Source organism: Luteococcus sp. H91 (assembly GCF_038433135.1).
In the GTDB taxonomy this organism is placed as follows: Bacteria; Actinomycetota; Actinomycetes; order Propionibacteriales; family Propionibacteriaceae; genus Luteococcus.
Genome location: NZ_JBCDMV010000008.1, coordinates 1 through 12,768 on the forward strand (window position 1 = coordinate 1; position 12,768 = coordinate 12,768).

The following is a 12,768-nucleotide window of genomic DNA, read 5'->3' on the forward strand; positions in this document are numbered from 1 at the left end:
TGTTTCGGTGGTCATGTCAAAAGGGAAACACCCGGTCCCATTCCGAACCCGGAAGTTAAGCCTTTTAGAGCCGATGGTACTGCAGGGGGGACTCTGTGGGAGACTAGGACACCGCCGGACTTACAAACACCCCTTGGGTGATCAGCAATGATCAACCCAAGGGGTGTTTTCACATTCCGAAAGGCTGCTCTACGGCGCCTGCCGGGGAGCCCGGTATGGTACGTCGGCCTGTCGTCATTGGCGACCAGGGAAGCCGGGCCGGACGAGCGGTTGCGCGCGAGGCCGCGCAGCCAGACTACGCCGGGCGCAGAACCAGCGGTTCCTGCTAGTCAGAAGCGGGACAATCGGTTGTTACGACTGGTGCAAAGAGGTTGAACGCAATACGGTGGAGGGAGTTCGTTGGTCGCGCGTCGTCGCAGTCGCCGGCCACGGGTCGCACGGGACTGCGCTGCAGGTTGCGCACCGGTCTTCGCGCCGGCCACGGCCAATCGAACGTGTTGCGGACAATATCTGAGGAGATGCCGTGGTACTGGCGAAGCAGAAGCCAAGCAAGTGGCCCGTTGAGGCCGAGGAAGTTGATGTTGCCCTGATCGGCGGTGGCGTGCTGAGTGCCACCATCGGGCTGGTGCTGCACGAGCTGCAGCCCGATTGGAAGATCGTCGGTTACGAGCGGCTGGCCAAGGTGGCCAAGGAGTCGTCGAACCCGTGGAACAACGCGGGTACCGGGCATGCCGGGTTGTGTGAGCTGAACTACACCAAGGAACGCCCTGACGGCACCATGAACAACGACAAGCCGGTGCAGATTAACGAACAGTTCCAGCAGACCCGGCAGCTGTGGGCGCACCTGGTGGAGAAGGGGATCCTGGGTCTCCCGGAGACCTTCGTCAATGCCTGCCCGCACATGTCGATCGTGCACGGCGAGGACGACATCGAGTTCCTCCGCAAGCGGTGGGAGAGCCTGCGCACCAACCCGCTGTTCGCCGCGATGGAGTTCAGCGACGACCAGGAGAAGATCCGCGAGTGGGCGCCCTTCCTGGTGGAAGGCCGCGACCCGAGCGACCGGATCGCCGTCACCTACGATCCCACCGGAACCGACGTCGACTTCGGCTCGATCACCACGCAGATCTTCAACTACCTGGCCTTCCACGGCGTGAACGTCGAGACCTCCAAGGAGGTCACCGACCTGAAGCAGAACACCGACGGTACCTGGACGCTGCGGATCGTCGACCGTGGCGAGATCGGTGGCAAGAAGTCCGGCGAGAAGTTCGTCCGCGCGAAGTTCGTCTTCAACGGTTCCGGCGGTTGGGCTCTGAAGATGCTGCAGAAGGCCAAGATCCCCGAGGTTGCAGGCTATGCGCTCTTCCCGGTGACCGGTGCCTTCATGTCCACCGACGATCCCGACGTGGTCAACAATCACAAGGTGAAGGTCTACGCCAAGCCTCCGGTGGGGGCGCCGCCGATGTCCAACCCGCACATGGATGCCCGCGTGATCAACGGCAGCCGCTCCGTGCTGTTCGGCCCGTACGCCGGCATCGACCCACGCTTCCTGAAGTATGGCTCCATGCTGGACATGCCCAAGATGATCCGTACGGACAACTTGGGCGCCGTGCTGAACGTCGCCAAGGACAACATTCCGTTGATCAAGATGTTGGCCACGATGATCTTCATGACTCCGGCGCAGAAGCTGGCCGAGATGCGGGCCTTTGCCCCGAGCGCCAGCATGACCGACTGGCACATGATCAAGGCCGGCCAGCGCGCGCAGATCATCAAGACTGACGCCAAAGGCAAGGGTGGCAGCCTGGAGTTCGGCACCGAGGTGGTCACCACGGCCGACGGCACCTTGGGCGCCGTGCTGGGTGCCTCCCCGGGCGCCTCGACCGCCGTGCCGATCGTGCTCGACGTGCTGAGCCGTTGCTTCCCCGACAAGATGGGGGAGTGGGGCCCGCGCTTCAAGGAGGTCATCCCGTCCTACGGCGAGAAGCTCTCCGACAACCCGGAGCGTGCCTACGAGATCATGAAGCACACCGCCGAGGTGCTGAACCTGGCCCCTCCGGTGAAGATCGAGAAGGCCTGACCAAGTCAACCGACGAGGGCGTCACACCGCAGGTGTGGCGCCCTCGTCACGTCCGGGCGAGGCATACCGAGACTGCCGATGCCGCCAGGAACGCCCCCAGGCCGGTGCCGACATAGGTGTACGACGTTGTGTCGTGGGAATGGTAACCACCCGCCAACAGGGGAGCCATCAGGACGGCGTCGACGTAGAGGATGGTCAGCGTCAATCCGACGGAGTAGCAGATGCGGCTCCACCGGGGGATGTGCGAGTCGGCTGTCTGGAAGGCAGCCAGCAATGGCGTGAGCAGCCAGGACGTGGTCATCAGGACGGCCGGAAGTCGAGAGGGCGAATGCCACGTGGCTGCGGCCGCGATCAGCGGAGCGATGATCATGCCGACGGTCAGCCACCACCGTGACCGGGCGATCCGGCCCACTTGCACGATGCCCAGGGTCAGGCACAGGTACCCAGCCGTCATCAGGAGGAGCTGGGGAGACCAGGTGTTGCATAGCAGGGCCTCGTAGGAGTCGTCCTCGTGAGAGAAGCACGCGTCGGTGCCGACGCCGTCCTGCAGGCACGGCCACCAGCGGATGAGCGCGGTGGCCAGGAAGCACACCGCGGCAGTGAACATGGGCCCAATGGCAGACATCCCCCGAGTCATGGCTCCAGTATCGGCAACTACGGGCCAGACTGGTTGGGGTTGGGCTCTGCGTTGGTCTGATCGGCATGTGTTGTTCAGCCGAGAGCCTGCCGGGGGCCGAAGATCAAGGGAAGGGACTGGGATGGTTCGGGAAGCTCAGGTGGGGGAGTGGACTCTGGTGATCGACGACGCCCTGACGGAGCCGCCCTATGCGCAGCTGGTGAACCGGATCACCTCGGCCATCCGCGACGGTGATCTGGCTGCCGGGGCCAAGCTGCCGGCGGTCCGCCAGCTGGCGTCGACGCTGGGGCTGGCGGCCAACACCGTCGCCAAGGCCTACAAGCAGCTGGAGGCCGAGGGGCAGGTGGAGACCCGCGGGCGCAATGGCACCGTCGTGCTGGGGCAGGGCGCCCACGACCAGATCACCTCGGCCGTCGCGCGATTGGTGCAGACCGCGAAGGCCCGCGGGCTGAGCCTGGATGAGCTGGTGGGGGAGATCCGTCGCAGCTGGTAGTCCGCGAGCGTCACCCAAGCGTTCCGGGCTACTTGACCGATCCGGCGGTCAGGCCACCCACCAGGTGCTTCTCGATCAGGGTGAACAGGATCGCGACCGGGATCACGGCGATGGTGGCGGCTGCGAAGAGCTGGTCCCAGTGCTGCACGTAGCCCGTGACATAGGTGCGCATGCCCACGGTAAGCGGCTTGCGTTCGTCGTCGATCATCAGCGTGAGGGCGACGACGTACTCATTCCAGGCCGCAATGAAGGTGAAGATCACCGCGGTCACCACGCCCGGGGCAGTCAGCGGCAGCATCACCTTCAGCAGGGTTTGCAGCTTGCTGGAACCGTCGAGTTCCGCGGCCTCCTCCACCTCCTTGGGGATGGAGGTGAAGAAGCCGTTGAGGATCCAGACCGCGAAGGCCAGGTTGAAGGCGGCATTGGTCAGGATCAGCGCCCCGTAGGTGTTGACCATGTTGAGCTCGAAGAATTCCCGGTACAGGCCCACCACCAGGGAGGTGGGGGCGAACATCTGGGTGACCAGCACCAGGAAGAGGAAGGCCATCCGGCCCTTGAACCGGAAGCGGGCGGTCGCGTAGGCGGCGGGGATCGCGATCAGCACGACAATCGCGGTGGAGGCCGTCGCAACCAGGAGCGACGTCTTCAGCCAGTTCAGGAAACGTTCGTCGCCCAGGATCTGGGAGTAGGTGTTCCACTGCCATTCCCGCGGCAGGAAGGTGCTGGGTGTGGCCTTGTTGTCCTGTGAGGTGCGCAGCGATCCGAGCACCATGATCACGTAGGGCATGGCAAACATCAGGGCCAGAGCCAGCCCGATCACGGGCATCGCCCACGGCCGGATGCCGTGCCAGGCGCCGCGTCGGGAGACGGCCTTGTTGGAGGTGGTGACGGTGACGGCGCTCATGACAGGGACTCGTCCTTCCGGGGGTCGACGAGCTTCAGGTAGACCAGCACGACGGCCAGGATCATCAGCACGTTGAGCACGCCCGCGGCGGCGGACATGCCGACGTCCTTCTCCTGCGACTTGAAGGCCAGTTTGTACATGAAGGTGATGGTGGTGTCGTGCCCGTAGCCGGGGTTGCGGTCATTGAGCGTGTAGACGATCGGGAAGGAGTTGAACACGTAGATGGTGTTCAGCACGGTGGCGATCAGCATGGCTGGCCGCAGCAGGGGGAGCGTGACGTGCCGGTAGCGCTGCCAGGGCGAGGCGCCGTCCACCGTCGCGGCTTCGTTGACGTCGTCGGGGATGGAGGAGAGCCCGGCCAGGAAGACGAAGGTGGTGAAGGGGATGGAGACGAAGACGCCCACCAGGATCATCGACGCCATGGTCCAGCTGTCATTGCCCAGCCAGTCGATCGGGGCCTTGATCAGGCGCAGCTTGAGCAGCAGCGGGTTGAGTTTGCCGTAGTTGAAGTCGTAGATCAGGACGAACAACTGCGAGGTGATGACGAGTGAGGCGGCCCACGGGATGATCAGCGCGGTGCGGACGATCCGGCGTCCCCGGAAATCCTTGCTGACAAACTGGGCCATCGCCAACGACGCCAGGATGGTCAGGGCGACGACGGCCACCACCCAGACCAGGGTGTTGGTCAGCACGGTGCCCAACATCGGGTGTTCGGCGACGGCGCGATAGTTGCGGCCGCCGGCGTCCCCGGTGCGCAGACCGGTGATGGAATAGCGCCCCAGCGAGGCCTGCACCAGTTTGACGGCGGGGAAGAGCACCACGCCGAAGATCAGCACCAGCGAGGGGCCGATCCACAGCAGGGCCTGGCCTACCGACATCTGGTTGCGGGACCGGTGCCGACGCCTGGTCGGGCGGTTCATTGCGGCGGCCGGGGCCGCCTCACTCGTCGTGCTCATCGGTCAGGCTGCCGTCGCCTGGGCCTGCAGGTCATCCAGGACCTTCTTCGGGTCGCCCGACGCGGTCACCCCGGCCCCCAGGTTCTGCTGCACGGCGAGCTTCACCTTGTCCCAGCGAGCATCGTCGGTGGGGGTGAGGTGGACGTTGGGCAGGGTGTCCAGGTAGACCTTGAGCTTGGGGTCGTCCTTGAAGAACTCCAGACCGGTCTCGGTGACGGGCAGGAAACCCTCTGCCTTGATGAAGGTGTTCACCTGGTCCTTCTGGTAGTAGAGGTCATAGAAGGCCTTGACCGCCTCCTGGTTGCCGGGCTTCTTGAAGGCCATCAGGTAGTCGGTGACGCCGAAGGTCTGGGCCTCGCCGCCGTCCTTGGTGGGCATCGGGGCGACGCCGTAGGAGACCTTGGCCTCCTTGTCCAGCGCCGCGGCCAGCGGGCTGAAGCCCACCACCATGCCGGCCTTGGCGGACTTGAACAGGTCGAAGGCGTCGGCGCGGTTGGTCTTGGCTGGATTGTTCTGGGTGACCTTGTCTTCCACCGCGAGCTTCTTGAGAAAGGTCAGGGTCTCGACGTTCTTCTCCGAGTTGATGGTCCAGTCCTTGTCATCCTTCCAGGCACCACCATTGTTGAAGGTCCAGATGGAGAACTCGGCCTGCGACTCCTCCGGGCCCAGCGGCATGGCGTAACCGACGACGCCGCCACCCAGGGCGGTGATCTTCTTGGCGGCATCCTCGAACTCGGCCCAGGTCTTGGGCGGGTTGGCGATGCCGGCCTTCTTGAACAGCTCCTTGTTGTAGAAGAAGGCGCGCGCGCTGGCCAGATCCGGGAAGCCGTACATCTTGCCCTCGTAGCTGCCGAACTTCACGAAGGCATCCAGGATGTCCGCCTTGTGGGCGTCGGGCAGTACTTCGTCGGCGCTGTAGAGCAGTCCGTCCTTGGCATAGGAGGCAAAAGCATTCAGGTTCAGGATGTCCGGCGCCTGGTTGTTCTGGATCATGGTGGAGGACTGCTGGTCAATGTTGTCCCAGCTGACCACCTGGACCTCCAGGTCAAAGCCCGACTTCTCCTTGTATGTCTTGGCGAACGCGTCCCAGAAGGCCTTGGTGTTGTCCTTGCTGTACTCGGCGGCCACCAGCTTGATGCTCTTGACCTTCTCACCGCTGCCGCCGCTGGCACCACCGCCAGCGGTTCCGGCTCCGCTGCCTCCGCCACAGCCGGTCATGGCGACGGCTGCTGCGGCCAGCCCTGCGGTGAAAGCACGACGAGAGATGTTCATCACGATTCTCCTCAGATCGTTCGGACGCCCCGTTGCGTCACCGAACCAGACGAGCATACACATGCTCCCGGGCAGGGTCGCGCCGGCACATGCCCTAGTCAACAAGTGATCACCGGCAATGAGCGGTGGGTGAACACTTTCTCGCGTTGGAAATCGCTGGAGCGCTTCCAGAGCACCGGTCTAGCATCGTGGCAATGGACGTGAGGAGGCCGAGGTGTTGACGGCGATCATGACCAGCGAGGGCCAGTTCCAGCCGCTGGCCTGCTGGTTTCCTGCATGTCGTTGCGGGTGGTCGTCGGTTTCGCTGCCCGGTTCTCCGTTCACCAATTAGTCCGATAAGCAACATTATGAAAATATGGCGTGGGATTCGGCGGGACTTCGCTGCCCCGCCGCTGTCAGGCCTTGGGTTCGCGCACCCACTCGCGGGCCACGGCAACCGAACCGATGGCCGTGCCGTCGTCGTCGTTGATCACCGCGAAGGTCATCTCGACGAAGACGTTCGACCCGTCGGGCTTGAGTGCCTTGGTTCGGCGGGCTTTGCCGTCGGATGCCAGGTGACCGGATTCCATTGCTGCGCCGAAGCCCTTGTCGTGGGCCGTCCGCAGTCGCTCCGGGATCATGAAGTCCAGGCTCTGGCCCATCACGTCGTCAGCTCGATGGCCGAACAGCTTCTCGCTGTGCTCATTCCAGCCACGGACCAGTCCGTCCCGGTCGATCACGATGATCGCGTCGCCGGCCTGATGGAGTGCCCGCAGCAGTATGTCGTCGCTCATGATCGTCATTTTGCCTGCTTGTGGCCGGAATTTTGCCCATCGTCAAGTATTGGATGGCCGCTAGAGTTCTGGCATGGGCTCACAACCGGACTCCACCGAACTGGTCACCATGGTTCTGGCCGCCGGCAATCCGGACGACGCCCCGGCCAAGGCGGCCTACCTGAAGGCCATCCCCGGTGGCTATGCCGAGGGCGACGTCGTAATCGGGGTGCGGGTTCCCCAACTGCGCCAGATCGCCAAGGCCTGGTTGCGGGAGTCACCCCGCTCCCCCAGCCTCACGGTGATCGAGGCACTGCTGTTCCATGAGGTGCACGAAGTGCGCTTGTTGGCCGCGATCCTGCTCTCCGACCTGTGCAAGGCCAAGCGCACCAGCCCAGCGGTCAGGCAACGCTGTGTTGACCTGGTGCTCGCTCACGCCGAATGCCTGGACAACTGGGATCTGGTGGACACCGTCGCCCCCTACGTGACCGGGCCGTGGCTGGCATCGCTCTCCCCCGGCCAGCAACGTGCCCAGCTGCTCCCCCTGATCCGTGACCCGCTGCTCTGGCGACGTCGGATTGCCATGGTCTCCATGCTGGCCGTGATCAGGGCCGGGGACGTCGATCTGCCCTTGTGGGTGGCGGAACAACTGCTCGACGACGAGCATGACCTGATCCACAAGGCCGTCGGCTGGATGCTGCGGGAAGTCGGAGCTGTCGACCGGGCGGCGCTGGACGTCTTCCTCAACCGGCACGCCGCCACCATGCCGCGCACGGCGCTGCGCTACGCGCTGGAGAAGCACGACCCGGCAGATCGAGCCCGTTTCATGCGCGGTGGGCCTTCCGCGTCACGGTAGCGTTGGTGGGGTGAGCGGATACTTCTCCATGGGAAACGACCTGCGCGACCACTGGTTCAAGATCGGGCGGGTCGAGGTGGGCAGCACCCTGCTGGTCGTCGGGGCTGTCGTGCTGTCCTGGATCGCCTCGGTGATCGCCCCCAACCTGCCCGCGCTGCTCTACTTCACCAGCGGGCACCTGCTGGCCGGAGAGGTCTGGCGTGCCCTCACCTGGCCGCTCGCCGAGAGCATCAGCCTGTGGGGCGTGCTGTCGTTGTTCTTCTTCTGGATCTTCGGCACCGAACTGGAACAGCAGCTGGGCAAGAACAAGATGGCGCAGCTGCTGGTGGGCATCTGGGCCAGCCTCACCCTGTCCTCGGCCGTGCTGGGGCTGCTGCTGAGCCAGTGGGCCGGCCTGATGGGCATCGGCCTGGTGCAGTTCGTCGTCCTGCTGCTGTGGATTGCCGAGAACCCGCACCGCCCCTTCTTCTTCAGCATCCCCGCATGGATCATCGGGGCAGTGCTCGTTGCCGTCCAGGCCCTGCAGCTGCTGGCCGCACGCAACCTGGTCGCCCTGCTGTCGATGCTGCTGGCCTTCGCACTCGTCGCCATCTTCGCCCGACGCCTCGGCCTGCTGCGTGACTTCGCCTGGATCCCGGGCCGGGAGGCCGCACCCAAGCCGGGCAAGCCCACCAAGGCCGCCCGTGAACAGGCCAAGCGGCAGGCCGCCCGGGCCAAGGACGACGACCGGCTCAACGAGCTGCTCGACCAGATCAGCGCCAAGGGAATGGACTCGCTGAGCGCCTCCCAACGTCGCGAACTGATGAAGCTGCGCAACCGGCGCTGAGCACTCGGTCGGCTCTCTGCGAAAGTGCACGATCCTTGGGCGGCTACCACTAGATTGTCTGCGTGAGCAATCCCGAATCCAAGAGCCCGCGCCCCGAGAAGTCCGGCAGCAAGGCAGACAAGACGAAGTCGAAGACTCCGGCCGAGGCGCCCGCGCTGGACCCCGAGGAGGTCACCGCGGATGGCGTGCCCCTGGAGGACATCCTTCCCGAGATCAGCTTCGAGCAGCAGCGCTTCGCGGCCCGCCCGCACCTGGTGCGCCCTCGCGCCAGCCGGCATCGCGCCGGCAAGCAGTCCAGCCCGCTGACGCCCCCCTTCGAGGCCGACGGCCGCAACCGTGCCTACGTCGACTGGCTGGAGAGCCAGTCGATGCTGCACGATGCCACCGTCGTCGCCCGGCAGCTGGCCGGTGAACACAAGATGTGGCAGAACCCCTTTGCGCACCCCGACCCGCGCGCGGCCCTGCAGACCGCGTCGGTCTGGTTCACCGCCTACCCGCTGAGCATGATCAACGAGAACGGGCAGTCCTTCCTGGGCGCGCTGGGCTCCGAACAGCTCTGGGAGGCCTTCTCCACGGTGGGCATCGACGCCGTCCACACCGGCCCGGTGAAGCTGGCCGGTGGCCTTTCCGGCTGGCAGCCCACCCCCAGCATCGACGGCCATTTCGACCGGATCAGCATGGCGATGGACCCGGTCTTCGGCACCGAGGCGGAGTTCCGCACGATGTGCGAGAACGCGTCGCGCCACGGCGGCACCATCATCGACGACATCATCCCCGGTCACACCGGCAAGGGCGCCGACTTCCGGCTGGCGGAGCTCAACTACCACGACTACCCCGGCATCTACCACATGATCGACATCCCCGAGGAGGCCTGGCACCTGCTGCCCGACGTCCCCCCGGGTCGCGACGCCGTCAACCTCACTCCCGAGGCCGAACGGGCGCTGGCCGAGGCCGGCTACATCATCGGTGAGCTGCAGCGAGTGATCTTCTACGAGCCCGGCGTGAAGGAGACCAACTGGTCCTGCACCCCGGAGATCTACGACTACCAGGGCACCAAGCGTCGCTGGGTCTACCTGCACTACTTCAAGGAGGGCCAGCCCTCCATCAACTGGCTCGATCCGACCTTCGCCGGCATGCGGCTGGTGATGGGCGACGCGCTGCACTCTCTGCTGGACCTGGGTTCCGGCGGTCTGCGACTGGACGCCAACGGCTTCCTGGGCGTGGAGAAGACCGTCGACGCCACCCCGGCCTGGTCAGAGGGGCACCCGCTGAGCCAGGCCGCCAACCAGCTGATCGGCTCGATGGTGCGCAAGGTGGGCGGCTTCACCTTCCAGGAGCTCAACCTGGGCATGGACGACATCAAGAACACCGGCAGCGTCGGCCCGGACCTGAGCTACGACTTCGTCACCCGCCCGGCCTACCAGTACGCCATGGCCACCGGCGACACCGAGTTCCTGCGCCTCGCGCTGCGGGAGGCCGCCGCCATCGGCATCGACCAGGCCTCGCTGGTGCACGCCCTGCAGAACCACGACGAGCTCACCTATGAGCTGGTGCACTTTGCCAACAACCATCGCGACGACATCTACCACCTGGCCGGTCGCGACTGGACCGGGGCGGAGATGAGCGAGCACATCCGCGAGACCATGCGGCAGAAGCTCACCGGCGAGGCCGGGCCGTACAACTCGGTCTTCACCCAGAACGGCATCGCCTGCACCACCGCGTCGGTGATCGCGGCGAGCCTGGGGATCACCGACCTGGACGAGATCACCGAGGCCGACGTCAAGCGGATCACCAATGCCCACCTGCTGCTGTGCATGTACAACGCCTGGCAGCCGGGCGTCTTCGCCCTGTCCGGATGGGACCTGGTGGGAGCACTCCCCCTGCCCCGCGAGCAGGTGAGCAAGCTGATCGAATCCGGCGATACCCGCTGGATCGAACGCGGTGCCTACGACCTGCTGGGCTCCAACCCCGACGCCAAGGGATCCGCCTCGGGCATGCCCAAGGCGACGGCGCTCTACGGCCCGCTGCCCGAGCAGTTGGCCAGCACCAACTCCTTCGCGTCGCGACTGGCCCAGGTCCTCAAGGTGCGCAAGCGCAACGGGATCGCCTCCGGCGAGCTGCTCGACATTCCCGAGGTGGCGAACAAGGCACTGCTGGTGCTGGTCAACAAGCTGGAGATCGGCGCGGTGCAGATCACCGCCCTGAACTTCGGGCCGGAGAAGATCGTCGCGCGGGTGCAGTCCGATCACATCCCGGCCGGACGGGTCTTCGACCTGTCCACTCGTCGCAAGGTGGACAATGTGGACGACCTGGGCGGCTTCAGCGTCACGCTGCCGCCCTTCGGCGGCCTGGCGATGATCGTGCGCGAACCCACCACGCCGACGGCCTGAACAGCCCAGCCGACGGCCTGGACAGCCCAGCCGACGGCCTGGACAGCCCAGCCGACGGGGTCAGCCCTCGTCGCGCCGGATCTGGCCGGGGTCAAGGTCGTCGCGCCACCCCCGCCAGACCGGGTGGCGCAGCCGGCCCGATGCCGTCCACATCCCATAGGAGACCTCACCGCAGAGCTCCGGGCGCACCCACGTGGTTGCCCGGAGCTCCGCCGGTTTCAGGCCGACCACGCCCGGATTGCTGGCAAGCTGTCGGGGCGCGAGGCGGGTCATCGCCTCGTCGAGCGCCGCGGCGGTGAAACCGCTGCCCGCCGCGCCGACGCAGACCAGTTGGCCGTCGTCGTCGGGCACCGCCAGCAGCAGTGAACCCAGGCTGCCCGAACGGTTGCCACTCCCCCGGCTCCAGCCGACCACCACGACGTCCTGGGTGTAGAAGTTCTTGATCTTGAGCCAGACCTCGCTGCGTCGGCCCGGATGGTAGGCGCTGGTGGTGCGCTTGGCGATCAGCCCCTCCAGCCTGAGCTGAGCGCTCGCACCCAGCGCGACCTCCAGGTCATCGCCGAAGGTGGACGGCAGGTGGACGTGCCCGGTGCCGGCCCCGACCAGGCTTTCCAGCAGATCGCGACGCTGCAGGTAGGGCACCTGCAGCAGGTCATGGCCATCCAGGTGCAGCAGGTCGAACAGCATGTAGTGAGCGGCCCGGGCGCCCGGCTGGCCGTGGTTCTGCAGGGCCTCGAAGTCGGAGCGGCCATCATCGGTGAGGGCGACGATCTCCCCATCCAGCACGGCTCGGTGGCCGCTCAGCAGATCGTCCAGTTCGCGCAGCTCGGGGTAGCTGACCGCCAGTTCCAGCCCACCGCGGCTGCGCAACCGAACACCGGTTGGATCGCAGTGGGCCAGGGCGCGGTAGCCGTCCCACTTCACCTCGTAGTGGTAGTCGGTTGGCCGCGCCGAGACAGCGTCGACGCTGCCCAGGGTGGCCAGCATCGGCTCCCATTCGGGAACAGAACCGGCCGCCAGGCTCACGTCGCGCCCATCCCGGTGAGCAGCATGATGGCCAGCACGGGGGTGCAGGCGGCCAGGGCGATCGCCCAGACTCCCCTGCCGAAGCCGAGGGGGCGACGGGCGAAGTGGATGCCGGCGGCCAGCCCGATGATGGCCAGCAGTGCGGCCACGATGTAGATGCCGCCGCCGATCTGCATCCACTGCAGGGCCGACTGGGCGGCCGGGGTGTCGGGGATCTGGTCCATGGCCGGTGTCGGCCCGGGGATCTTGGCCAGATCCAGGTAACCCTTGAACAGCACGCCGGAGGCCAGCGTCGTCGTGATCACGGCGAAGGCGGAGACCACCACCGCCCAGGTACCCTCGGGAGCGTCAGCGGCGGGAGCGGCAGGCGAAGACATGACGGACAGGTTACCCCCGTCGGCCGCCGGTCAGCGCCAGCGTCCCGAGCACGCCCACCAGCAGTCCGGAGACGAAGGCCGGCATCATGTACCGGATCCGCCAACGGACCACATGGAAGCCCTGCATGGCAAGCCAGAGCAGGACGAGTGCCAGGACGAGGCCGACCAGGCCGGCGAGGGTGGATGACTTCACGCTGTCAAGGAT

General features: G+C 65.9%; 13 protein-coding genes and 1 rRNA gene. 6 read left to right on the forward strand and 8 right to left on the reverse strand.

The genetic code is table 11. From position 1 onward, the window contains the following. Positions 1-3: 3 nt before the first annotated feature. Together rrf and mqo are read left to right on the forward strand one after the other, a co-directional pair. Positions 4-120: ribosomal RNA gene (gene rrf, locus AAEX57_RS05190) — 5S ribosomal RNA — on the forward strand. 403 nt (positions 121-523) lie between these two features. Next, positions 524-2,074, forward strand: a complete 1,551-nt coding sequence (mqo, locus tag AAEX57_RS05195) for a malate dehydrogenase (quinone) (protein ID WP_342091560.1) — start codon at positions 524-526, stop codon at positions 2,072-2,074. Positions 2,075-2,120: 46 nt separating this feature from the next. On the opposite strand, the gene AAEX57_RS05200 is transcribed toward mqo, so the two are convergent. Further along, complete coding sequence (locus tag AAEX57_RS05200) at positions 2,121-2,681, reverse strand: hypothetical protein (protein WP_342091559.1); 561 nt, start codon at positions 2,679-2,681, stop codon at positions 2,121-2,123. 151 nt (positions 2,682-2,832) lie between these two features. On the opposite strand from AAEX57_RS05200, the gene AAEX57_RS05205 reads away from it, so the two are divergent. Further along, positions 2,833-3,204, forward strand: coding sequence for a GntR family transcriptional regulator (locus AAEX57_RS05205; RefSeq protein ID WP_342091558.1), 372 nt, complete (start codon positions 2,833-2,835; stop codon positions 3,202-3,204). A gap of 28 nt (positions 3,205-3,232) precedes the next feature. Here the strand turns inward: AAEX57_RS05205 and AAEX57_RS05210 are convergent, their stop codons facing one another. The 4 genes from AAEX57_RS05210 to AAEX57_RS05225 all read right to left on the reverse strand — a co-directional run bounded on the left by AAEX57_RS05210 (position 3,233) and on the right by AAEX57_RS05225 (position 7,109). Further along, a complete protein-coding gene (locus tag AAEX57_RS05210) occupies positions 3,233-4,108 on the reverse strand; it encodes a carbohydrate ABC transporter permease (protein ID WP_342091557.1) in 876 nt (291 codons plus the stop codon). After that, entirely contained in the window at positions 4,105-5,064 is a 960-nt protein-coding gene (locus tag AAEX57_RS05215) for a carbohydrate ABC transporter permease (protein ID WP_342091556.1), read from the reverse strand. The genes AAEX57_RS05210 and AAEX57_RS05215 overlap by 4 nt, the downstream gene beginning before the upstream one ends. 3 nt (positions 5,065-5,067) lie before the next feature. Then, positions 5,068-6,336, reverse strand: a complete 1,269-nt coding sequence (locus AAEX57_RS05220; RefSeq protein ID WP_342091555.1) for an extracellular solute-binding protein — start codon at positions 6,334-6,336, stop codon at positions 5,068-5,070. 395 nt (positions 6,337-6,731) lie between these two features. Next, on the reverse strand, positions 6,732-7,109 hold the full coding sequence (locus AAEX57_RS05225; RefSeq protein ID WP_342091554.1) for a PAS domain-containing protein: 378 nt from the start codon (positions 7,107-7,109) through the stop codon (positions 6,732-6,734). Between the two features lie 73 nt (positions 7,110-7,182). Between AAEX57_RS05225 and AAEX57_RS05230 the strand changes: the two genes are divergently transcribed. From AAEX57_RS05230 to treS, 3 genes are all read left to right on the forward strand, one after another. Then, positions 7,183-7,944 carry a DNA alkylation repair protein gene (locus tag AAEX57_RS05230; protein ID WP_342097759.1) on the forward strand — a complete coding sequence of 254 codons (762 nt, stop codon included), beginning with the start codon at positions 7,183-7,185 and terminating at the stop codon, positions 7,942-7,944. 10 nt (positions 7,945-7,954) lie between these two features. After that, the gene (locus tag AAEX57_RS05235) at positions 7,955-8,770 is read left to right on the forward strand and encodes a hypothetical protein (RefSeq protein WP_342091552.1); all 816 of its coding nucleotides are present in this window, start codon (positions 7,955-7,957) and stop codon (positions 8,768-8,770) included. Positions 8,771-8,832: 62 nt separating this feature from the next. Beyond that, positions 8,833-11,160 (forward strand): maltose alpha-D-glucosyltransferase, encoded by a 2,328-nt coding sequence (treS, locus tag AAEX57_RS05240; protein WP_342091551.1) that lies wholly within the window; start codon positions 8,833-8,835, stop codon positions 11,158-11,160. A 60-nt stretch (positions 11,161-11,220) separates the two neighbouring features. Here the strand turns inward: treS and ligD are convergent, their stop codons facing one another. The 3 genes from ligD to AAEX57_RS05255 are packed head-to-tail and all read right to left on the reverse strand — an operon-like array spanning position 11,221 to position 12,756. Next, positions 11,221-12,186, reverse strand: coding sequence for a non-homologous end-joining DNA ligase (ligD, locus tag AAEX57_RS05245; RefSeq protein WP_342091550.1), 966 nt, complete (start codon positions 12,184-12,186; stop codon positions 11,221-11,223). Next, positions 12,183-12,563 carry a hypothetical protein gene (locus tag AAEX57_RS05250; protein WP_342091549.1) on the reverse strand — a complete coding sequence of 127 codons (381 nt, stop codon included), beginning with the start codon at positions 12,561-12,563 and terminating at the stop codon, positions 12,183-12,185. The genes ligD and AAEX57_RS05250 overlap by 4 nt, the downstream gene beginning before the upstream one ends. A 10-nt stretch (positions 12,564-12,573) precedes the next feature. Beyond that, positions 12,574-12,756, reverse strand: a complete 183-nt coding sequence (locus tag AAEX57_RS05255; protein ID WP_342091548.1) for a hypothetical protein — start codon at positions 12,754-12,756, stop codon at positions 12,574-12,576. Between the last annotated feature and the right edge of the window lie 12 nt (positions 12,757-12,768).